The following is a 23,380-nucleotide window of genomic DNA, read 5'->3' on the forward strand; positions in this document are numbered from 1 at the left end:
GGGTTTTTTTATGCCCAGACTTCATTTAGCACAAAATTTATTTGTACCAATCCGTCTTCATAGATATCAGAGAGGGTTACCTCGTGTAAAGTATTTACTAATTCAGGATTCCAAGGTGTTTTTACTTTTATGTAATTATCGGTGAACCCATGGATATAACCTTCCTTATTCTCACTTTCAAACAATACAGTCCTTTTATTACCAAGTTGGCTCTCATAAAATGACCTTCTTTTTTTAACAGACAAGCCCCGTAACATTTTACTTCGCTTGCTCCTTACATTTTTGGGAACTACCTGGGGCATAATTGCTGCCGCCGTACCATCTCGTTCCGAATATGTAAAAACATGCAAATAGGAGATTTCCAACTCGTTTAAAAAATTATATGTTTCCAAAAAGTGTTTATCGGTTTCACCGGGAAATCCCACTATAACATCTACACCAATGCACGCATGAGGCATCTTTTTCCTGATTCTTTTCACCCTATCTACATAGAGATCCGTTAGATAACGCCTTTTCATTTGTTTAAGAAGGTCATCACTCCCACTCTGCAAAGGGATGTGAAAATGAGGTACGAAAGTTTTACTGCCCGCAACAAAATCGATGGTTTCATTTTTCAGTAGATTGGGTTCTATTGAAGATATTCGAAATCTGTGAACACCTTCAACCTTATCCAAAGCTTTTACAAGGTCGAAAAAAGTGTGCTCATGCTTTTTATTGCCGAATTCTCCTTTACCATAATCCCCTATATTTACTCCGGTAAGTACAATCTCCTTAATGCCTTGTTCTGATATCTCCTTTGCGTTTTTCAATACATTTACAAGGGTGTCGCTTCTTGAAACACCCCTGGCCAATGGAATAGTACAATAGGTGCATTTATAATCGCATCCATCCTGAACCTTTAAAAAAGCACGGGTTCTATTGCCAATGGCATAACTGCCGACATAGAAATCCGCCTCTTCAATTTCACAGGAATGAATTACACCAAAATCATTCTTAGAAAGATCATTGATATAGTCTAATATTTTAAACTTTTCAGAAGCACCTAAAACCAGATCCACGCCATGAACATCAGCCAGGTCTTGAGGTTTTAGTTGGGCATAACAACCAATGGCTGCAACAAAAGCTTCGGGATTTATCGTTTGTGCCTGTCTTACAAGCCTTTTAAAGCGCTTATCAGCATTCTCTGTTACCGAACATGTATTTATAACATACATATCTGCACGATCCGTGAAATCTACACGATCGTATCCCTTATTCTCAAAACTCCTTGCAATGGTCGAAGTTTCAGAATAGTTTAGCTTACAACCCAGTGTATAAAATGCTACTCTCTTCTTCATTAAAAACTATGATACAAAATTAGAGATGGCAAAGATATCAAAATTTAGGGCAAAACATCTAAACCATAGCAGTTTGCAAAACACTTGAAGCCCTCTATTGGACTAATTGGTCACCTTGATATATTAAGTATTCATCTGTTAGTAATTCCGGTACTTCTTTGTCAACTGAAAAACATGGTTCATGATATCTGCCTCCTGCTCGTCAAAAATAACTCCTCTTCTTGCCATCATTACTTCTGCAGCTTCAAAAGCCTTTTTCGGCAGATATGTTGTAAACCCGGAAGCTCCACCCCAACTAAAACTGGGTACAAAATTTCTTGGGAAACCCGGCACGTAGATATTTGCGTTCACTCCAATCACGGTTCCTGTATTAAACATTGTATTAATAGCTGTCTTGCTGTGATCACCCATCATAAGGCCGCAAAATTGAAGCCCTGTATGTTCAAATCGCTCGGTGGCATAATTCCACAAGCGCACTTTGGCATAATTATTTTTCAAATTTGAATTGTTGGAATCCGCCCCTATATTGCACCACTCTCCTAAAACGGAATTTCCTAAATAACCATCATGTCCTTTGCTCGAATTTCCAAAAATCACTGAATTATTTATTTCTCCACATACTTTGCCTTTAGGACCAACCGTCGTCGGTCCATAAATCTTTGCCCCCATTTTTACAACCGCCTTTTCACACAAAGCAAATGCTCCACGAATCAGGTTTCCTTCCAATATTTCGGAGTCCTTTCCCAGGTAGATCGGGCCGTTACTGGCATTTAAAATACTGTATTCCACTTTGGCTCCTTCCTCAAGAAAAATATGCTCAGGATTGATTAAATGATTGGTAGAAGATATTGGAGCGCTTTTCCTTCCCTTAGTAATCATATCGAAGTCCTGCTGTAAAGCAACCCCATTTTTTGAAAAAATATCCCAGGTATTTACAACTCTAACTAAATCTCCTTCAAAATTTATTATTTTAAAATCGGAAAAATCCACTTCTTGTTCGGCATCTTCTGTGAAATAAGCAATTACAAGATCTTCTTTAAAAACCGCTTCGTTCTTTTTTAAATTAGATATAATCGAGACAAGTTCTTCCGTTGGACAAAAAGATGCGTTCAGTAAAATATTAGCGGAGCTATTAATTAACCGATATTTTTTAGAAAGATAATCTTCTGTCTTTGTGCTCGTAGTTGTATTGAGGTGTTTCTCCCATTTTTCCCTAATTGTAAGAATACCGATTCTTATATCGGCAACAGGTCGGGTAAAAGTAAAAGGTAATAACGAATTCCTGACCGCACCATCAAAGAGAATATAATTCATCTATTTAAATTTTAAATAAAAATAAAAAAATAACGCCCCCGATAGTAATCGGAGGCGCATCTTTATCCGGAATTTTAAAAAGTTTATTTTTCTTCAGTACCAGGCTTAGCATCCTTAGCCTCCGGGGCAGCAGGTTTTGCCTCCTTTTTAAACTTTTTATATTTACTCTTAAATTTATCAATTCTACCTGCCGTATCAACCAATTTAGCCTTGCCGGTATAGAAAGGATGCGAGGTTCTTGAGATTTCCAATTTAACCAAGGGGTATTCCACACCCTCAACTTCTAAAGTCTCTTTTGTATCTGCTGTAGATTTGGTAATAAACACATCATCGTTAGACATGTCCTTAAATGCTACCAATCTATAATTATCGGGATGTATACCTTTTCTCATTATATATTCTTTTAAACTTCTGAATTTTCAGCTTGCAAATTTAATTAAATTTCTTAGAAACTACAATTTTAATTTCCCAAAAAAAAACTCAAAAAATTGTATCTTTAAACGTAACAAAAATCAATCTATTACAACTAACTATCTTATAACACTAAAATCACATTAATATGGAAGAAAATCAGCCTAAAACCGGAAAGTTTTCATTGAATTACGGATTAATCCTGGGCGCAATAAGCGTAATTTTTGGTATTATGCTCTTCTCAATGGATGCACATACTTCTCAAGAACCAAGTAATACTGTAATTAGTATTGTTATAATGGTAGGTGTAATTATCTGGGGTATTTTTAATTTTAGAAAGGCCAATGGAGGATTTTTAACCTTAAGTGAGGCCTTAAAACTAGGAGCTGGAATAGCCTTAGTTGCCGCAATTATTGCAGTTATTTATACCTTGTTTTTATCTAATGTACTCGATCCGGAGTTCGCAGTAAAAATTGCAGAAACCACAAAAGCAGCTAGTGAAGCGAGTGGTCAGATGTCAGATGCACAAATACAACAACAATACGATGGAACAATTAATTATTTCTGGATTACTTATCCTTTCATTTTAATATTTAATATCCTTGCTGGTTTAGTTATTGGACTAATCGGAGGATTAATACTGAAAAAAGCAAAACCAGATTATTAATTATTAAAAATTGTACTTTTGGAAGGAATTTCCCTTAGAACTCAATGAATCTATCTATAGTTATTCCTTTACTTAACGAAGAAGAGTCTTTAGAAGAACTCCATGATTGGATTGCAGGTGTTATGCAATCCAATCATTTTTCATACGAGATCCTCTTTATCGATGATGGCAGTACAGACCATTCATGGAAAGTTATTGAACAGTTAGTGAACAGAAATGAAAACGTAAAAGGAATACGTTTTCATAAGAATTTCGGAAAATCTCAGGCACTTCATGCAGGATTTAAAGTGGCACAGGGTGATGTGATTATCACCATGGATGCAGATTTACAGGATAATCCGGAGGAAATACCACAACTTTATAACCTAATTACAGAGGAAGGATTTGATCTGGTATCGGGCTGGAAGAAAAAAAGATATGATTCCCTGTTCTCCAAGAACATTCCTTCCAAACTTTTTAATTGGGCTGCAAGAATTACATCCAAAGTAAAATTACACGATTTTAATTGTGGGCTGAAAGCATTCAGAGGCGATGTCGTTAAAAATATTGAAGTCTCAGGAGAAATGCATCGATATATACCCGTTTTAGCTAAAAATGCAGGCTATTCCCATATAGGTGAAAAAATTGTTAAACATCAGGCCCGTAAATACGGTAAAACAAAGTTCGGAGCAGAGCGTTTTATAAATGGATTATTAGATTTAATTACTATCTGGTTTGTGTCCAAGTTTGGTAAACGTCCAATGCACTTATTTGGGGCATTAGGTGTTCTGATGTTTATTATTGGTTTCGGTTTTGCTCTTTATCTTGGAATTGACAAGCTCTTTATTAATCCCTTTGGACGATTGCTGTCTGAAAGACCACAATTTTACGTTTCGCTTACTTCAATGATCATTGGAACGCAATTTTTTCTAGCTGGGTTCCTCGGAGAAATAATGGTTAGATCAAGAGTAAATGCACAACGCTATACCATTTCTGAAGAATTAAATCTTTCAAGGCCTTAAAACAGATATTCTTTGTAATTTTAAATTTTCAATCGAAAATTCACTAAAAATGGACGACATTCTTTCCAATGCCCAAACATGGCAAACCGACTTTTTTGATGCGTCAGTCAAAAAAGAAATTCAGAATCTTATAGCCAATGATCCGGAAGAACTGAAAGACAGATTTTATAAAAACATGGAATTTGGCACCGGAGGTATGAGGGGCATCATGGGAGTTGGCACCAATAGAATAAACAAATATACTTTAGGTAAAAGTACTCAGGGACTTAGCAACTATCTGAAAAGAGTTTATCCTGGTGAAGATTTAAAAGCAGTAATTGCATATGACTGCAGGCATAATAGTGATACCCTGGCAAAGACAGTAGCCGATGTTTTTTCAGCAAACGGAATAAAAGTATTTCTATTCTCCCAATTGCGGACAACCCCGGAACTTTCCTTTGCGGTTAGATATTTAGGCTGCAATGCCGGAATAGTTTTGACAGCATCACATAATCCCCCGGAATACAATGGATATAAGGTTTATTGGGCAGATGGCGGACAAATTGTGCCTCCTCAGGACAATGAAATCATTGAAGAAATAAATCGGCTGAACTACGAAGAAATTAATTTTAATGCCAATTCGAACCTGATTGAATTAATAGATAGTGAAGTTGATGAGGCTTTTATACAAGCCTCAGTTAAAAATGGAAGTTTTGGCGCGAAGGAGAAAGACAATTTTAAAATTGTCTTTACATCTTTACATGGAACTTCAATTACGGTTATTCCTGAAGTCCTTAAACGAGCTGGCTATAACAATGTGACCATTATAAAAGAACAGGCTGTACCAGATGGCGATTTTCCTACGGTTAAATCACCCAATCCAGAGGAACCTGAGGCACTTACCCTTGCAATGAAAAAGGCAGAAGAAATTGGAGCCGATATGGTTGTAGGGACAGATCCGGATAGCGATAGATTAGGAATAGCAGTCCGAAATCTTGAGGGAAAAATGGAATTGTTGAATGGAAATCAAACCATGCTTCTGATGACCAAATTTTTATTGGATCAGAGAGCAAAACAAGGATTTAACGGAAATGAGTTTATTGCTACTACCATAGTATCTACCCCTATGATGGATGAAATGGCCAAAAGCTATGGGGTGGAATGCAAAACATCCTTAACCGGATTTAAGTGGATTGCGAAGATGATCAAGGATTATCCCGAACAATATTTTATAGGTGGTGGTGAAGAGAGCTTTGGTTATATGGTTGGTGATTTTGTAAGAGATAAGGACGCAGTTACAGCCACCTTGTTGGCCTGTGAAATAGCTGCGGATGCTAAAGCTAATGGCAGCTCTTTTTATAAGCAGCTAATTGATTGTTATGTTAATTATGGTTTCTATAAAGAAAAGTTGATATCAATAACCAAAAAAGGAATGAGCGGTGCGGAAGAGATAAGCCAAATGATGATTGACTTTAAAGAGAATCCGGTAAAATCTATAGGAGGCGCAAATGTGGTTATCGTTGATGATTATAATACTTCTACTTCTAAGAACCTGGCTACCGGTGAAGTAAAACAAATTGATATACCAAAATCTAACGTCTTAATCTATACCACCGAAGATGGAACCAGAATGGCAGCCAGACCCAGTGGTACGGAACCAAAAATTAAATTTTACTTTAGCATAAATACCAGATTGGATTCTGCAGAAAACTTTAAAAAAGTAGATAAGGAATTGGATGCACGCATAGATATGATTCTTACAGAACTGAAGCTTCATTAATGGAATATTTTAAAAAAATCCTGCGTTTTGCCATCCCGTATCGCAGGTACGGATTCTTAAATATTTTTTTTAATATTCTTTATGCCCTTTTTAGTGCACTTTCCTTTGCTGCCCTGATTCCTATGCTGGATGTTCTTTTCGACAAAACCAAAAAAGTGTATCAGGCACCTGAATATAGTGGATTTGGAAACTTAAAGGACTATTTACAGGAGTATATAAATTATAGAGTTACTGCTTATTCGGGCGACGATGAAATGAAGGGCTTGGTTTTGGTCATTGGTTTGGTACTGATACTCTTTCTCCTAAAGAATCTGTTTAATTATATGGCCATGTATTTTATTACATTTTTAAGGAATGGAGTTCTGAAAGACTTAAGAAACAGCATGTACCAAAAAATTGTGGACCTACCCCTCTCCTATTATTCAGAGAAAAGAAAAGGCGATGTTATGGCGCGAATTTCGTCCGATGTTCTTGAAATACAGTATTCATTTCTTTCTATCCTGGAATTGATTGTAAGAGAACCGCTTACCATACTTTTTACAATAAGCATCATGTTTATAATAAGCGTTAAGCTTACTCTCTTTGTCTTTATTTTTATTCCAATTGCAGGTATGATAATTTCCCGGATAGGAAAATCCCTAAAAAAGAGTTCAGATAGTGTTCAAAAAGAACAGGGTGAATTCCTTTCTATAATTGAAGAAACTTTAGGCGGATTAAGGGTTATTAAAGCATTTAACGCAGAATCTAAATTCTACAGGACGTTTAAAAATTCTACAGAACGTTTTTTTAAATTTTCCAATAAATTGCTTAACAGACAAAATCTCGCATCCCCTACCGGTGAGTTTTTGGGCATACTGGTAATTGGTGTCCTATTATGGTTTGGAGGAAAAATGGTTCTTATAGATAAAACTCTGGGTGCATCCGAATTTATAGCATATATGGGATTAGCATATAATATACTTACTCCAGCTAAACAAATTAGCAAAGCATTATACGGGGTCAAAAAAGGCAATGCCGCCGCCGAACGAGTTTTAGAAATTCTGGAAACAAAAAACCCCATCGCTGAAAAGAAAGATGCCATTGTAAAAACTGATTTTAATACAGGGATAACATTAGAAAATATTGCTTTCAAATACGAAGATGAATACGTATTGTCTAATTTTAATCTTTATGTTCCAAAAGGTAATACAGTCGCTTTGGTAGGCCAGTCCGGTAGTGGTAAAAGTACAATTGCCAATCTGGTAACCAGGTTTTATGATATCAATGAAGGTGAAATTAAAATGGATGACACGAATATTAAAGATCTCACTAAAAAATCACTAAGAAATCTTATTGGGCTGGTTACACAAGACTCAATTCTCTTTAATGATTCGGTAAAGAATAATATAGGTATGGGAAAGGAGAATGCCAGTATTGAAGAAATTATGGACGCTGCTAAAATTGCCAACGCTCATGAGTTTATTATGGAATTACCTCAAGGCTATGATACAAATATCGGGGATAGTGGCAATAAACTAAGTGGCGGGCAGAAACAACGTCTTTCAATTGCTAGAGCCGTTTTGAAGAACCCTCCTGTTATGATTATGGATGAGGCAACTTCTGCTCTTGATACAGAAAGCGAAAGGTTAGTACAAGATGCGCTCGAAAAAATGATGCGCAACCGCACGTCTATTGTTATCGCTCACAGATTATCGACTATACAAAATGCAGATACCATTGTTGTGTTACAGAAAGGAAAGATTGTAGAGCAGGGGTCCCATAAAGAATTGCTAAAATCAAGTGGTATGTATAAAAACCTTGTAGATATGCAAACACTGGGTGTAATATAAATTTAAAATGTAATTAAACCTTTTAAATTCAACGCAGTCTTAAACAAATAAGTATTTGCTTTGATCGCCGAAGAAACCTTAATAGAAAATTTAAAGCGGAAAGATACCCAGGCCAAGGCCTTTGAGGTGCTCATTAATACTTACAAAGAACGCTTGTACTGGCATATACGTAGAATTGTGATAGATCATGACGACACGGATGATGTATTGCAGAATACATTTATTAAGGTCTTTAGAAATATTGATAACTTTAAAGGAGATAGTAAGTTATATTCCTGGATGTACAGGATTGCTACTAATGAAGCGCTTTCTTTCCTAAAGATAAAGTCCAAAAAATTAGGGGTCAGCAATGACGAACTACAGGAAAGATTGGCTAATAATTTACAGGCAGATGTATACTTTGAAGGTGATGAAATACAATTGAGGTTACAAAAAGCTATTGCTCTATTGCCGGAAAAACAGAAATTGGTTTTTAATATGAAGTATTTTGAAGAATTAAAGTACAACGAAATATCGGAGATATTAGAAACCTCAGTGGGCGGTTTAAAAGCTTCCTATCATTTAGCTGTAAAAAAAATTGAAGCCAGTTTAAAGGAAGAATAATAGAAGTAATGCTTATTTAATATATTTAGGTTTAAAGGACATGGAGAATATATAAGAAAAATGATATAACCTATGAATATTAAACCTTTTATGACATTGAGAGTCAAACCATAAGGATGGGTAAAAAAAGAAAAAATAGTGGATTTAAGACCCCGGAGGGTTACTTTGAAGGCTTTACGGATGATCTTTTGAATAAAATGTCAAAAGAGGCTTCAAGTCTTCCTACTAAGGATGGATTTAAAGTTCCTGAAGGCTATTTTGATAATCTAAATAAAGAAGTTCTAGAGAAGGTAACTGAAAAGGAAACAAAAGTAATAAGTCTCAAAGCCTATAAGAAATACTTTTATGCAGCAGCTTCAGTAGCCGCAATTTTGATATTGGTGCTAAGTATTCAATGGAGAGATAAAAGTAGTTTTACTTTTGATGATCTGGCCAGAACCGACATTGAAATCTACCTTGAAGACAGCGACCTGGGATTGAGTAGTTACGAACTGGCGGAGGTACTTCTAACAGAAGAAATGGAAGTAAGTGATATTCTGAATAGTGAACTGGATGATGAAAACATCATAGATTACCTTGAGGATAATATTGATGAATTAAATTTAGAGATCGATGAATAATTTCGGCAAAATATGCGTGTTTACAGCGCTGTTTTTAACAGTTGCAATAGTGTCGGGACAAGGCAGGCCCGGAATGGACAAAATTAAAGCCTTGAAGGTTGCATTAATAACAGAAAGGGTAGGCCTTACAAGTAAGGAGGCTACAATGTTTTGGCCTGTTTACAATGAGCATGAGCAAGCACTAGCTCAAATTCGCAGAAAGGAACGCGTTGAAATAAGAAGCAAAATGGCCGATTTTGAGAACTTAAGCGAGAATGAGGCCAGTAAACTCTTAGATCAACTTATTGAGCTTGAACGAGAGAAACAAGAGCTTAATATATTATTCCTTTCAAATATTCGTGACGTTATTTCACCTAAGAAAACATTTCTTCTAATTAAGGCCGAAGAAGATTTTAAAAAACGTCTGTTGAAACAAATTCAGCAAAGGCGGCAAGGAGGAGGATAGATTATAGGAACATATTGAATAATTGAGGAAACCTTTTGGTTTCCTTTTTTGTTTATTAAACCAGGAATGAAACTAAATAGTTCCAAGATTCAACTAATATTATATCAATAAAATTTATGTTTTAATTAAACCTTTACTTTAATTGAAAGTCTTAGCTCTATAATCAATAAAAAAGAAGTTATGAAAAGTTTAAAACTATTTGCAATCATTGTTTTATTAGTTGGTGCAACTTCAACAGTAGCTGCTCAGCGCACCGTAAAGGTATATCCTAAACATGGTACTGTTGTTACAACATTATACCAACCGAGACTTATTGTGCATAAAAGAGTGAATTTTCATTTTTCCAAAGGTGTCTGGTACAAAGCAAGAGGAAGAAAATACGTTGTATGTGCAGCTCCTGTGGGAGTTAAAGTGAGACAACTTCCAATTGGAAATAAAGTGGTTGTATATGGTGGCAGGAAGTATTATACGTATAATGGAATTTTTTATAAGAAAAAAGGTCGTAACTATATAGTAGTTAATGTATAGTTAGTTTGGTTTTGATTTGGTTACCACGATAAGTGGTTAGTTTGTTGGTGATTAAAAAGGGAAGTACTTATACTTCCCTTTTTATTTAAAAGTAAGTTTGGCAATGCGATTTCTTCCTGCAGCATATGCGACCGTGTCATTCTGGAATCGTATAGTGTAGAACCCTTCGTTTGAAAGACCCCTCCAATTCATCCCCATATCATTGGAATATGAAATTCCTGTAAATCCTATGGCCACAATCTCTCGGCCTTGAGAATTAGGAACAAATTGGATACAACTCTTGTAGCCAGGTTCCTGATTATTGGCAATAAGCTGCCAGCTTTTACCTCCATCACGGCTGATCGCCTTATTAGCTAAACGTTTATCGGGATCTGTATAATCTCCACCAATCGCGATTCCCAAAGTGCTGTCGTAAAAATCCATCGAATAAATACCTTGAGTAGGTTTATCTCTAAGGATGGGGGTTTGTACAGCACTCCATGATAGACCTTTGTTATCAGTATAAAAAACACGCCCTTTAGTTGTTCCTATCCAGCCTTTATTTCCCTGAACGGCTATATTCGTATTACTGGCAGCAAAAGCTCCCTCTCCTTCAAGAGCTTCAGGCAATTCGGCACAAGAGATTTTGGTCCAGCTATATCCACCGTCTCTGGTTACAATAATGGAAAGACAATCTCCAACATTATCCCCAATAGCGATACCCTCTTTATCATTCCAAAAAGCCATTGCATCATAAAAAACGTTCTCTCCTTCTTCTGTGTATACCAATTCCATGCTTCCCTTATCGCCTGTTTTATATAACAGAGCAGGATTTGCAACGGAGAGCATAAAAAAATCTGCAGATGTATGTGCTATTGCTCTGAATTCCGGATAAATGCTATCGTGTTTTTGTCTATTGGTCCTAACTGTTTTGGTCTGCAGATCAATTGAACCAAAAACCCCCTTATTGGCAGCAAAACCTAAACTACCGCCCATTATTTCAATTGCTCTTATACTTAAGGAATCCTCATAAAGTACTTCAACTTTAACCTCTGTAAAATCAGGCCTTTTAACAGCTTGTTTGCAGGAATGAATTATAATTAAAGTGATGAATATGATAATATAGCGCATGTGTAAATGTAGGAATAAAACCGGGTTTTGAGTCGATAGAAAAAAACGATTATTCTGCCGTTGTATAGCACTATCTCTATAATTGAGACGGTATTTACTGATTTAAAAAATCAAAAAACCATGTTTAGTTGCTAAGGTCTAATTGATTGGTTAAAGATTAAAAGCAATACCTTTGCCTACTAAATTTTGCAGATGCGGTTACATAGAAATTTGGTGTTTGCAGTGGTAGACGCACTCAACCTAATATTTAATGAAGGAGAATATGCCGATAAGGTAGTGGAAAAAACTTTGAAGCACGACAAAAGATGGGGCTCGAGGGATAGAGGTTTTATAGCTGAAACCACTTATGATATAGTCCGTTGGAAACGACTTTATTCTGAAATTGCGGAGGTAAGTGCTCCATATTCCAGACCAAACTTATTTAGGTTGTTTGCAGTGTGGGCAGTACTTAGGGGTATTCAATTACCAGATTGGAAACAAATAGAGCACACTCCGACCAGGCGAATTAAAGGGAAATTCGATGAGCTTTCTAAAATCAGAAAATACAGAGAATCTATTCCAGACTGGATAGAGCAATTGGGTGTAAATTCCCTGGGAGAAGAGTTATGGACAAGGGAAATTGCATCCTTAAATCAACAAGCTCAGGTAATTCTCAGGACAAATACACTTAAAACATCTAAAAATAATTTAAAAAACATTCTTTTAGAAGAGGGCATTGAGACCGAAACTATTGAGGGCTATCCAGATGCCTTGAAATTAAAAGAGCGTACGAATGTTTTTAGGACAAAGGCATTCACTGAAGGCTTTTTCGAAGTGCAGGATGCCTCATCACAAAAGGTTGGGTATTTTACGCAGGTTGAACCGGGGCTACGTGTAATTGATGCCTGCGCCGGAGCCGGCGGTAAAACTTTACATTTGGCCGCTCTTATGAAAAATAAGGGGCAGCTTATCGCACTTGACATCTATGAAAATAAATTAAAAGAACTTAAGAGAAGAGCGAAAAGAGACGGGGCCCATAATGTAGAAACAAGAGTAATAAGCAGCAGTAAGGTTTACAAAAAATTATATGCAGGTGCAGATAGAGTGCTAATAGATGCTCCCTGTACAGGACTCGGCGTACTAAGACGCAATCCGGATGCCAAGTGGAAATTGCAGCCTGAATTTCTGGACAAGATTACCAAAGTACAACAAGAAATACTGAAAAATTACAGCAAGATGGTAAAAGAAGGGGGCAAACTTATATATGCTACTTGTTCTATTCTGCCAGAGGAGAATACAGAGCAAGTAAAACAATTTTTAGATTCTGATGAAGGAAAAGTATTCTCTATGGAAGAAGAGGTGAACATTTATGCTTCAGAAAGTGGATTTGATGGTTTCTATATGGCTCGAATGATTAGGAAGTAATGAACAATTCTATTTGAAAACTGTTAACTTTTCTCTTAAAAAAACCCATATTAATAATGTAAATTTGTGCTTTCGTAATCCTAATTTGTAATAAGTTCCATGATTCATTTCTTTGGAGACCTCAGCACTAAAGTTTTTGCAGTACAAACTGAACAAGAACTTTCAGAAAAAGACATTGAGAAACTTAGTTGGTTATTTGGGAATCAATCCAGAATAAATGTGGCGTCTATAGACGCCTTTTTTGTTGGACCCAGGGCCGCTATGATTACCCCCTGGAGTACTAATGCCACGGAAATAACACAGAATATGGGTGTTTTTGGAATTCTTAGAATAGAAGAATTTACCGCTGTGGATAAAAATTTTATAGATTTTGATCCAATGCTCTCACAAAAGTACCAAGAGCTAAATCAGGAGATTTATAGTATTGAGGTGGAACCTCATCCTATTCTTGAAATTGATAATATTTCTAAATATAATAAAGAAGAAGGATTGGCCCTGAACCCGGATGAAGTAGAATATCTCGAAGGATTATCAAAAAAAATAGGTCGGAAATTAACAGATTCTGAAGTCTTTGGATTCAGTCAGGTAAATTCTGAACATTGCAGGCACAAAATTTTTAACGGGACTTTTGTTATTGATGGCAAAGAAATGCCTTCCTCACTTTTCAAGCTGATAAAAAAAACAGCTAAGGAAAATCCAAATGAAATTGTGTCAGCATATAAAGACAATGTGGCTTTTGTAAAAGGCCCTAAGGTGGTTCAATTCGCTCCAAAAACTTCTGATAAACCAGACTACTATCAGGAAAGCGAATTTGAATCTGTAATTTCATTAAAAGCCGAAACCCACAACTTTCCAACTACGGTAGAGCCATTTAATGGGGCAGCCACCGGTTCTGGCGGTGAGATACGGGATAGATTGGCCGGAGGTAAAGGATCATTACCCATAGCAGGAACCGCCGTATACATGACCTCTTATTCACGCCTGGAGAAAAACAGGTCATGGGAGAATGGTATGGAGGAAAGACCATGGTTATACCAGACCCCAATGGATATTCTTATAAAAGCTTCCAATGGTGCATCCGATTTTGGTAACAAATTTGGTCAACCCCTAATAGCAGGATCTTTGTTGACCTTTGAGCACGAAGAACATTCCAGAAAATTAGGATATGATAAGGTTATTATGCTTGCCGGAGGTATTGGTTATGGCAAAGCAGACCAGGCCCTAAAAGGGACTCCTAAAAAAGGAGATAAAATAGTTATTCTTGGCGGTGATAATTACCGTATAGGAATGGGTGGTGCTGCCGTTTCAAGTGCTGATACCGGTGAATTTAGTTCTTCTATAGAATTAAATGCCGTACAACGATCTAACCCGGAAATGCAAAAACGCGCGGCTAATGCAATACGGGGCCTTGTGGAAAGCAAGGAGAATCCCATAGTTTCTATTCATGATCACGGTGCCGGGGGACATTTAAACTGTTTATCAGAATTAGTGGAAGAGACAGGAGGAAAAATTGATCTGGATAAGCTCCCCATTGGAGACCCTACTCTTTCTGCCAAGGAAATTATAGGGAATGAATCTCAGGAACGCATGGGGCTGGTAATGGGTCCCGAAAATATGGATTTTTTACATCGAATCGCCGATAGGGAACGCTCTCCTATTTATGATGTAGGAGATGTTACCGGAGACAATAGATTCACCTTTGAATCCGAAACAAAAGGAATCAAGCCAATGGACCTTGAACTTTCCGACATGTTTGGCAGCTCTCCAAAAACTATTATGGATGATATTACAGTCGACCGGAAATATCAGGAAACAGATTATAAAATAGAATTAGTTCACGACTACCTCGAACAAGTCCTTCAGCTCGAAGCCGTTGCCTGCAAAGACTGGTTAACAAATAAGGTAGACCGATGTGTTGGTGGCAAGGTTGCTAAACAACAGTGTGCCGGACCTTTGCAATTACCCCTGAATAATTGTGGTGTCATGGCATTGGATTTTAAGGGCCGGGAAGGTATTGCCACTTCTATTGGTCATTCCCCAATAAGCGGATTAATTGATCCGGTCGCAGGTAGTAGGAACAGTATTGCCGAGGCACTTTCAAATATTGTCTGGGCACCCCTAAAAGACGGCCTAAAATCGGTTGCTCTCTCAGCTAATTGGATGTGGCCATGCAGAAACGAAGGAGAAGATGCCAGATTATATGAAGCAGTTAAAGCCGTATCGGACTTTGCCATTGAACTTGGGATCAATGTCCCCACTGGCAAGGACTCATTATCCATGAAACAAAAATACAAGGGTGAAGAAGTTATTGCCCCGGGAACAGTAATAATTTCGGCAGGAGCAAATTGTACGGATATTACTAAGGTAGTAGAACCTGTATTTCAAATTAGTGCCGGAAGTATTTATTATGTCAACATTTCGCAGGATGCATATGAGTTAGGAGGATCTTCTTTTGCGCAAATCCTCAACAGAATTGGTGATAAAGCCCCTACAATCAAAGAATCGGCATATGTAATTAATGTATTTAACACACTTCAGGAATTGATAAAAGACGGACAAATTGTAGCCGGCCATGATGTCTCTTCAGGCGGATTGATAACCACACTTCTGGAAATGTGTTTTGCCGATGTTAATATGGGTGCTTCTTTGGATCTTTCACATCTGGATGAAAAAGATACTATAAAATTACTTTTTGCTGAAAATTCCGGACTGGTTTTTCAAGCCAAAGATGATTCGTTAGAATTAAAAATGCAGGAGGCTGGAATAGATTATAAGAAAATTGGGGAAGTTATCCAACAACCGGAATTGAAATTAAAAAATCAAGAAGTTGAAATAGGTTTGAATATTAACAGTTTAAGGGATATCTGGTATAAAACGTCCTATCTCTTAGACGAAAGACAAACCTCTAATAATCTTGCTAAATCAAGATATGAAAATTACAAAAAACAACCTCTGAATTTTAACTTTCCTGCATATTTTCAAAATCATCATCCTGAAAGAAATTCAGAAATTATAAAACGTCCGAAGGCAGCAATTTTAAGAGAAAAAGGCAGCAATTCTGAACGTGAAATGGCCAATGCAATGTACCTTGCCGGATTTGATGTCAAGGACGTCCACATGACCGATCTCATTTCGGGGAGGGAAACCCTGAAAGACATTCGGTTCATAGGTGCGGTAGGCGGATTCTCCAATTCTGATGTTTTGGGAAGTGCCAAGGGCTGGGCAGGTGCTTTTAAATATAACGAAAAAGCAAGGCAATCACTTCTAGACTTTTTTGACAGGACAGATACTTTATCAGTTGGAATATGCAACGGATGCCAACTTTTTATGGAACTAGGATTAGTGAATCCTGAACATGAAGTTCATGGGAAAATGACTTTTAACGATTCGCACAAGCATGAGAGCAGTTTCACCTCTGTGAAGATTGAAGAAAATAATTCGGTAATGCTTGCTTCTCTTTCAGGAACATCTCTTGGGGTGTGGATATCACATGGCGAAGGGAAATTTAGTCTTCCATTGACCGAAGAAAATTACGATATTGTTGCTAAATATGGTTATAGTGACTATCCCGCTAATCCCAATGGAAGTGATTTTAATACTGCTATGATGTGCGATAAAACAGGAAGGCATTTGGTGACCATGCCACATATAGAGCGTTCAATTTTTCCATGGAACTGGGCATATTACCCTAAGGATAGAAACGATCAAATATCTCCCTGGCTAGAGGCGTTTACTAACGCCAGAAAATGGATAGAAAACCAAAACGAAGTATCTTGATTATTCGCAGGGCCAAACAAAAGGACCTACCTGCCATTGTAGAACTCATAGCTAACGATGAATTAGGCAGGTTAAGAGAAAACTTCAAAACACCTTTACCTGAGCAGTACTTAAATGCATTTGACAAGGTTAATGCTGACCAAAATCAGGAATTAATGGTCATGTTAAACGAGACAGGGGATGTAATTGGCACTTTACAGCTTAGCTTTATTCAATATCTAACCTATCAGGGAGGTATAAGGGCACAAATAGAAGCTGTTAGAGTGCATGAGAATTACAGGAATAAAGGAATTGGACAGGAACTTATAAAATGGGCCATAGATCGTGCAGAAGAAAGAGGAGCACATGTAGTGCAGCTTACTACGGATAAAAAAAGAGATGCGGCCGTGAAATTTTATGAAAAACTGGGATTTATTGCATCCCATAAAGGAATGAAACTTCATTTGCTCTAAATAATCAACCGAACCTTTTAAGATTATATTTATTCTTAGATCGTATTCTCTTAACAAATTATTGGAAATTAAGGTCTTTTTTTAGTGATTCCGTATTAAATACCGTTACCTTTTCTTATTTTGCAATTACAATTCAGAAATTGAGTATGCAAGATATAACCCGTCTTTTTGATTTTCCTTATTACCAATTAGAAAAATTCGATCTTAAAAATTCCCTGATAACAAAATATAATGGGGAGTGGATTGCGACTTCTACCAGGGAGTATATAAATAAGGCAAATGCAGTGAGCAGGGCTTTACTAAAATTAGGTGTAAAACCCAATGACAAGATTGCGCTGATATCCATGACTAACCGAACAGAATGGAATATAATGGATATCGGTATTTTACAGCTAGGGGCCCAAAATGTGCCTATCTATCCCACTATTTCTGAAGAGGATTATGCATATGTGCTTAACCATGCAGAATGTGTTTATTGTTTTGTATCCTGCAGTGAGGTTTATGAGAAAGTCAAGGCGGTTAAGGAGAAAATTCCTTCCTTAAAAGAAATATACTCTTTTGATGAACTCGGGGAATGTAAGAACTGGAAAGAAATATTGCAACTAGGAAAAGACGAGTCAAACCAGACTGAAGTAGAAAAGCTTAAAGACTCGGTCAAACCGGAAGACCTGGCCACCTTAATTTATACTTCGGGCACCACGGGAAGGCCAAAAGGGGTTATGCTCTCCCATGATAACATAGTGAGTAATACCTTGGAAAGTTCGTCCAGATTACCCATTGCCGACGGTGCAGTTAAAGCCCTTAGTTTCTTGCCGGTTTGCCACATTTATGAACGGATGCTAATGTATTTGTATCAGTATAGAAGTGTATCTATCTATTTTGCCGAATCACTGGAAACGATTAGTGAAAATTTAAAAGAGGTTGAGCCGCATGTCATGACGGCTGTTCCAAGACTTATAGAAAAGGTCTATGATAAAATAATTGCAAAGGGTGCTGACTTAAAAGGTATTAAGAAATTCTTGTTTTTTTGGGCGGTAAAAGTGGGGCTTAGATATGAACCCTATGGCCAAAACGGTTGGTGGTATGAACAACAACTCAAACTGGCTCGTAAATTGATTTTTAGCAAATGGAAAGCAGGACTCGGGGGAAATCTTGATCTTATTGCATCGGGAAGTGCGGCCTTGCAACCCAGATTAGCCAGAATTTTTAATGCTGCAGAAATGGGTCTTATGGAAGGTTATGGACTAACGGAAACCTCTCCGGTTATCTCGGTAAATGACATGCGCAATAATGGTTTTAAGATAGGAACTGTGGGTAAACCTATAGGACGCACTGAAGTGAAGATTGAAGCTGATGGTGAGATTTGTATTAAAGGGCCTCAGGTAATGATGGGTTATTACAGAGATACGGTAAAAAGCGCTGAAGTATTAAAGGACGGATTTTTTCATACAGGTGATATTGGTGAAATAGACGCCGATGGTTTCCTCAAGATTACAGACCGAAAAAAGGAAATGTTCAAAACTTCCGGGGGCAAATATGTGGCACCTCAGGTATTGGAAAACCGATTTAAACAATCCAGATTTATCGAACAAATTATGGTTGTTGGCGAAGGTGAGAAAATGCCCGCTGCGCTGATCCAACCCAATTTTGAATTCTTAGCGGAATGGGCTCTTAGACACAATGTGGAACTGGGAACCAATGCCGAAACTGTTTTAAATTCGAAAGTCCTGGCAAGGTATCAGGAAGAAGTTGATCATGCCAATGAAAAATTCGCTAAATGGGAAAAAATTAAACAGTTTAGACTTACCCCGGATGTCTGGGGCGTTGACGGTGGCCACCTCACCCCTACTATGAAACTTCGCCGAAAGATTATTAAAGAAAAGTATATGACTCTCTATAATCAAATATATGAGCATTAATACTGGATGCTTCCTCTAAAGGGAATCAGCACTACTTCATTTGACCTAAATTTCTTTTTAAAATCAAAAGGCTATTCTTGTAAATTTATTATGCATGCATAATAAATTTTTATATCTTTGAGGTACAATTAAAGATTTTATGAAGGATATAACAATAGATTATGCCTTGCGTGCTACCTGGCAATCCGTTGCTAAAATGTATAATGAAGAAGCTAAACATTTTGGCACAACTATGGCTGTTGGTTTTACCCTGTTAAGCATAGATCCTAAAACCGGTACACCTTCTACATCCTTAGGCCCTAAAATGGGAATGGAAGCCACTAGCCTATCCCGCATACTAAAAAGTATGGAGGAAAAAGGGCTGATTCTTCGTAAGCCCAATCCGGATGATGGCCGAGGCGTTTTAATACATCTTACCCCTTTTGGTATTGAAAAGCGTATAGATTCAAAAGATGTTGTTTTAAGGTTTAATGATGTTGTTAAGCAAAATGTTGATGAAGGACAGCTGAACAACTTTTTTGAGGTTATGGAAACCATAAACAACCTTATTACTGAGAAAAAAATATATAGTAGGAATACAAAATTAAATAATCATCATCAATGAATAAGCATATTAAAAAGGTAGCTGTTATAGGTTCTGGTATAATGGGTAGCGGAATTGCATGTCACTTTGCAAATATTGGAGTTGAAGTCCTGTTACTGGATATTGTTCCCGGGGAACTTAATGAAAAGGAAAAATCAAAAGGACTTACACTTAAAGATAAAACCGTTAGAAATAGAATTGTAAATGATTCCTTGGCAGCGGCTTTAAAATCAAAGCCATCTCCCATTTATCATTCCGGTTTCGCCGGTAGAATTACTACTGGAAATCTTGAAGATGACATAGCGAAAGTAGGACAGGTAGATTGGATTATTGAAGTGGTAGTGGAACGCCTGGACATAAAGAAAATGGTATTTGAGAACCTCGAAAAGCATCGAAGTCCCGGAACACTTATAACGTCCAATACCTCTGGTATTCCCATTAAATTCATGAGTGAAGGTAGAAGCGATGATTTCCAGGAACATTTTTGTGGCACTCATTTCTTTAATCCCGCTCGTTATCTTAAACTTTTTGAAATCATTCCCGGGCCGAAAACGAATCAATCTGTGCTGGATTTTTTAAATGGTTATGGTGAAAAATTTCTTGGGAAAACATCTGTAATAGCAAAGGACACCCCTGCTTTTATAGGTAACAGAATTGGAATTTTTAGCATTCAGAGCTTATTTCATATGGTCAAAGAATTGGGACTCACTGTTGAAGAAGTAGATAAGCTAACGGGGCCTGTAATTGGTAGACCAAAATCTGCCACGTTCAGAACCGTAGATGTTGTAGGTCTGGACACTTTAGTACATGTGGCCAACGGTATCCATGAAAATTGTACGGATGATGAACAACATGAATTATTTCAATTACCGGAATTTATCCAGACCATGTCGGATAATAAATGGCTGGGGAGTAAAACAGGTCAGGGCTTTTATAAAAAGGTAAAGACCAAAGCCGGGAAAAGTGACATTCTTAGCCTGGATCTGGATACTATGGATTACAGACCAAAAAAGAGAGCGAATTTCGCCACATTGGAAATTACCAAACCCATAGATAAAGTTATTGATCGTTTCAAAGTTTTGGTAAATGGCAAGGATAAAGCCGGTGTTTTTTACCGCAAAAGCTTCGCTGCACTTTTTGCCTATGTTTCTCACCGCATCCCTGAAATAACAGATGAATTATATAAAATTGATGATGCCATGAAAGCCGGGTTTGGCTGGGAACACGGGCCTTTCCAAATATGGGATGCCATTGGTTTGGAAAATGGCTTGAAAATGATTGCAGAAGAGGGTCATAGTCCGGCAGCATGGATTAAGGAGCTTAAGGACTCAGGTGCCTCCTCATTCTATAGTATTAAAGAAGGAGCCACTTACTTTTATGATATTCCAAAGAAGACCATGGCTAAGGTACCCGGCCAGGATGCCTTTATTATTTTAGATAATATAAGAAAGTCTAATGAAGTATTTAAAAATAGTGGCGTTGTTATAGAAGACCTTGGTGATGGAATACTCAATGTAGAATTCCAATCTAAAATGAATACTATCGGCGGAGATGTATTGTCTGGTTTAAATAAAGCAGTAGACCTTGCTGAGAAGGATTTTCAAGGACTTGTTATTGGTAACCAGGCGGCTAACTTTTCCGTAGGAGCCAATATCGGAATGATATTCATGATGGCCGTAGAACAGGAATACGATGAATTGAATATGGCTATTAAATTCTTTCAGGATACAATGATGCGTATGCGTTATTCTTCTATCCCGACAGTCTCAGCTCCCCATGGAATGTGTTTGGGCGGTGGATGTGAGCTATCACTTCATGCAGATAAAGTTGTTGCAGCAGCTGAAACCTACATTGGTTTGGTTGAATTTGGAGTTGGAGTCATACCGGGTGGCGGTGGTTCTAAAGAAATGGCATTAAGGGCATCTGACATATTCAGAAAGAATGATGTAGAATTAAATGTGTTGCAGGAATATTTTCTGACTATTGGAATGGCCAAAGTGTCTACTTCGGCCTATGAAGCATATGACTTAGGTATCCTGCAAAAAGGAAAGGACATCGTTGTAGTAAATAAAGACCGTCAGATAGCAACAGCCAAGGCACAGGCGAAACTTTTAGCTGAAGGAGGTTATACCCAGCCTATCAAAAGAAAAGATGTAAAGGTTTTAGGGAAACAGGCCTTAGGCATGTTCCTGGTAGGTACAGATTCTATGGAAGCAGGTCACTACATTAGTGAACACGATAAAAAAATTGCAGATAAATTAGCTTATGTAATGGCCGGTGGAGATTTATCTGAAGCAAGTCTTGTGAGTGAGCAATACTTATTGGATTTGGAACGAGAAGCCTTTTTATCGCTCTGCACTGAGAGAAAGACATTGGAACGAATTCAGCACATGTTAAAAACTGGTAAACCACTTAGAAACTAAAAAAAATGAAAACAGCATATATCGTTAAGGCTTACAGAACAGCAGTTGGCAAAGCACCAAGAGGATTATTCCGTTTTAAAAGACCTGATGAACTGGCGGCAGAAACCATTGCTCATATGATGAAAGAATTGCCACAACTGGATAAAAAAAGAATCGATGATGTGATTGTAGGTAATGCAATGCCTGAAGCGGAACAAGGACTTAATATGGCTCGCCTGATATCCTTAATGGGATTAGAAATAGATGATGTTCCCGGTGTTACAGTAAACCGCTATTGCGCCTCTGGCCTGGAAACCATTGGTATCGCCACGGCTAAAATACAGTCAGGCATGGCCGATTGCATCATAGCCGGAGGAGCTGAAAGCATGAGTTATATCCCAATGGGAGGATATAAACCTACTCCCGATTATGAAGTCGCTAAGGAAGGACATGAAGATTATTACTGGGGAATGGGATTGACAGCAGAGGCTGTTGCAAAACAATTTAAGGTTTCAAGAGAAGATCAGGATGAATTTGCATACAACTCACATATGAAAGCCCTTAAGGCGCAAAAAGAGAACAGGTTCCAGGATCAGATAGTGCCTATTGAAGTAGAACACACTTTTGTCAATTCTGCAGGCAAGAAAGAAACAAATACATATACGGTTAATAAAGATGAAGGGCCAAGAGCAGATACTTCTAAAGAAGTTCTTGCCAAATTAAGACCTGTATTTGCGGCAAATGGTAGTGTTACTGCAGGTAATTCTTCACAAATGAGTGATGGTGCAGCTTTTGTAATGGTGATGAGTGAGGAAATGGTTAAGGAGTTAAAGTTAGAACCAATTGCCCGTCTGGTTAATTATGCGGCTGCCGGTGTAGAACCGCGCATCATGGGAATAGGCCCGGTAAAAGCAATTCCAAAGGCATTAAAACAGGCAGGTTTAAATCAGGAGGATATTTCATTAATAGAACTTAATGAAGCCTTTGCTTCCCAATCTCTTGCAGTTATTAGGGAATTAGGCCTTAATCAGGATATAGTCAATGTTAATGGCGGCGCCATAGCCCTTGGGCATCCCCTGGGTTGTACCGGAGCCAAGCTTTCTGTCCAATTATTTGATGAAATGCGCAAGCGAGACATGAAAGGTAAATACGGAATGGTAACCATGTGTGTAGGTACAGGCCAGGGTGCAGCTGGCATCTACGAGTTTTTAAATTAATA

General features: G+C 37.6%; 19 protein-coding genes. 15 read left to right on the forward strand and 4 right to left on the reverse strand.

Annotated elements, in window-relative coordinates; translation table 11 throughout:
- Nucleotides 1-8: 8 nt before the first annotated feature.
- From mtaB to Q0X66_RS01560, 3 genes are all read right to left on the reverse strand, one after another.
- The gene (gene mtaB, locus Q0X66_RS01550) at nucleotides 9-1,337 is read right to left on the reverse strand and encodes a tRNA (N(6)-L-threonylcarbamoyladenosine(37)-C(2))-methylthiotransferase MtaB (protein ID WP_297702721.1); all 1,329 of its coding nucleotides are present in this window, start codon (nucleotides 1,335-1,337) and stop codon (nucleotides 9-11) included.
- 138 nt (nucleotides 1,338-1,475) lie between these two features.
- The gene (locus Q0X66_RS01555; protein ID WP_297702722.1) at nucleotides 1,476-2,651 is read right to left on the reverse strand and encodes a GlmU family protein; all 1,176 of its coding nucleotides are present in this window, start codon (nucleotides 2,649-2,651) and stop codon (nucleotides 1,476-1,478) included.
- An 83-nt stretch (nucleotides 2,652-2,734) separates the two neighbouring features.
- Entirely contained in the window at nucleotides 2,735-3,043 is a 309-nt protein-coding gene (locus tag Q0X66_RS01560; protein WP_297702723.1) for a type B 50S ribosomal protein L31, read from the reverse strand.
- A 167-nt stretch (nucleotides 3,044-3,210) separates the two neighbouring features.
- Between Q0X66_RS01560 and Q0X66_RS01565 the strand changes: the two genes are divergently transcribed.
- The 8 genes from Q0X66_RS01565 to Q0X66_RS01600 all read left to right on the forward strand — a co-directional run bounded on the left by Q0X66_RS01565 (nucleotide 3,211) and on the right by Q0X66_RS01600 (nucleotide 10,514).
- The gene (locus Q0X66_RS01565) at nucleotides 3,211-3,729 is read left to right on the forward strand and encodes a DUF4199 domain-containing protein (RefSeq protein WP_297702724.1); all 519 of its coding nucleotides are present in this window, start codon (nucleotides 3,211-3,213) and stop codon (nucleotides 3,727-3,729) included.
- Nucleotides 3,730-3,773: 44 nt separating this feature from the next.
- Nucleotides 3,774-4,730, forward strand: coding sequence for a glycosyltransferase family 2 protein (locus tag Q0X66_RS01570; protein ID WP_297702725.1), 957 nt, complete (start codon nucleotides 3,774-3,776; stop codon nucleotides 4,728-4,730).
- Between the two features lie 49 nt (nucleotides 4,731-4,779).
- Nucleotides 4,780-6,489 carry a phospho-sugar mutase gene (locus Q0X66_RS01575; protein ID WP_297702726.1) on the forward strand — a complete coding sequence of 570 codons (1,710 nt, stop codon included), beginning with the start codon at nucleotides 4,780-4,782 and terminating at the stop codon, nucleotides 6,487-6,489.
- Nucleotides 6,489-8,318, forward strand: a complete 1,830-nt coding sequence (locus Q0X66_RS01580; protein ID WP_297702727.1) for an ABC transporter ATP-binding protein — start codon at nucleotides 6,489-6,491, stop codon at nucleotides 8,316-8,318. The genes Q0X66_RS01575 and Q0X66_RS01580 overlap by 1 nt, the downstream gene beginning before the upstream one ends.
- A gap of 60 nt (nucleotides 8,319-8,378) precedes the next feature.
- Entirely contained in the window at nucleotides 8,379-8,921 is a 543-nt protein-coding gene (locus Q0X66_RS01585) for an RNA polymerase sigma factor (RefSeq protein ID WP_297702728.1), read from the forward strand.
- 116 nt (nucleotides 8,922-9,037) lie between these two features.
- Nucleotides 9,038-9,541 carry a hypothetical protein gene (locus tag Q0X66_RS01590; protein ID WP_297702729.1) on the forward strand — a complete coding sequence of 168 codons (504 nt, stop codon included), beginning with the start codon at nucleotides 9,038-9,040 and terminating at the stop codon, nucleotides 9,539-9,541.
- The gene (locus Q0X66_RS01595; RefSeq protein ID WP_297702730.1) at nucleotides 9,534-9,986 is read left to right on the forward strand and encodes a hypothetical protein; all 453 of its coding nucleotides are present in this window, start codon (nucleotides 9,534-9,536) and stop codon (nucleotides 9,984-9,986) included. Before Q0X66_RS01590 ends, Q0X66_RS01595 begins: the two co-directional genes overlap by 8 nt.
- A 180-nt stretch (nucleotides 9,987-10,166) precedes the next feature.
- On the forward strand, nucleotides 10,167-10,514 hold the full coding sequence (locus tag Q0X66_RS01600; protein ID WP_297702731.1) for a DUF6515 family protein: 348 nt from the start codon (nucleotides 10,167-10,169) through the stop codon (nucleotides 10,512-10,514).
- An 81-nt stretch (nucleotides 10,515-10,595) separates the two neighbouring features.
- On the opposite strand, the gene Q0X66_RS01605 is transcribed toward Q0X66_RS01600, so the two are convergent.
- Nucleotides 10,596-11,624, reverse strand: a complete 1,029-nt coding sequence (locus tag Q0X66_RS01605) for an oxidoreductase (RefSeq protein ID WP_297702732.1) — start codon at nucleotides 11,622-11,624, stop codon at nucleotides 10,596-10,598.
- Nucleotides 11,625-11,816: 192 nt separating this feature from the next.
- Here Q0X66_RS01605 and Q0X66_RS01610 point away from each other — a divergent pair, with 192 nt between their 5' ends.
- The 7 genes from Q0X66_RS01610 to Q0X66_RS01640 all read left to right on the forward strand — a co-directional run bounded on the left by Q0X66_RS01610 (nucleotide 11,817) and on the right by Q0X66_RS01640 (nucleotide 23,378).
- Complete coding sequence (locus tag Q0X66_RS01610) at nucleotides 11,817-13,028, forward strand: methyltransferase domain-containing protein (protein WP_297702733.1); 1,212 nt, start codon at nucleotides 11,817-11,819, stop codon at nucleotides 13,026-13,028.
- Nucleotides 13,029-13,127: 99 nt separating this feature from the next.
- The gene (gene purL, locus Q0X66_RS01615; protein WP_297702734.1) at nucleotides 13,128-16,805 is read left to right on the forward strand and encodes a phosphoribosylformylglycinamidine synthase; all 3,678 of its coding nucleotides are present in this window, start codon (nucleotides 13,128-13,130) and stop codon (nucleotides 16,803-16,805) included.
- Nucleotides 16,775-17,257, forward strand: a complete 483-nt coding sequence (locus Q0X66_RS01620; RefSeq protein ID WP_297702735.1) for a GNAT family N-acetyltransferase — start codon at nucleotides 16,775-16,777, stop codon at nucleotides 17,255-17,257. Before purL ends, Q0X66_RS01620 begins: the two co-directional genes overlap by 31 nt.
- A gap of 146 nt (nucleotides 17,258-17,403) precedes the next feature.
- A complete protein-coding gene (locus Q0X66_RS01625) occupies nucleotides 17,404-19,176 on the forward strand; it encodes a long-chain fatty acid--CoA ligase (RefSeq protein ID WP_297702736.1) in 1,773 nt (590 codons plus the stop codon).
- 139 nt (nucleotides 19,177-19,315) lie between these two features.
- Nucleotides 19,316-19,780 carry a MarR family transcriptional regulator gene (locus Q0X66_RS01630; RefSeq protein ID WP_297702737.1) on the forward strand — a complete coding sequence of 155 codons (465 nt, stop codon included), beginning with the start codon at nucleotides 19,316-19,318 and terminating at the stop codon, nucleotides 19,778-19,780.
- A complete protein-coding gene (locus tag Q0X66_RS01635) occupies nucleotides 19,777-22,182 on the forward strand; it encodes a 3-hydroxyacyl-CoA dehydrogenase/enoyl-CoA hydratase family protein (RefSeq protein WP_297702738.1) in 2,406 nt (801 codons plus the stop codon). Before Q0X66_RS01630 ends, Q0X66_RS01635 begins: the two co-directional genes overlap by 4 nt.
- Before the next feature lie 5 nt (nucleotides 22,183-22,187).
- Entirely contained in the window at nucleotides 22,188-23,378 is a 1,191-nt protein-coding gene (locus tag Q0X66_RS01640) for an acetyl-CoA C-acyltransferase (protein WP_297702739.1), read from the forward strand.
- Nucleotides 23,379-23,380: the final 2 nt, after the last annotated feature.

Origin of the sequence: uncultured Eudoraea sp., from assembly GCF_947260015.1 — a bacterium.
Lineage (GTDB): Bacteria > Bacteroidota > Bacteroidia > Flavobacteriales > Flavobacteriaceae > Eudoraea.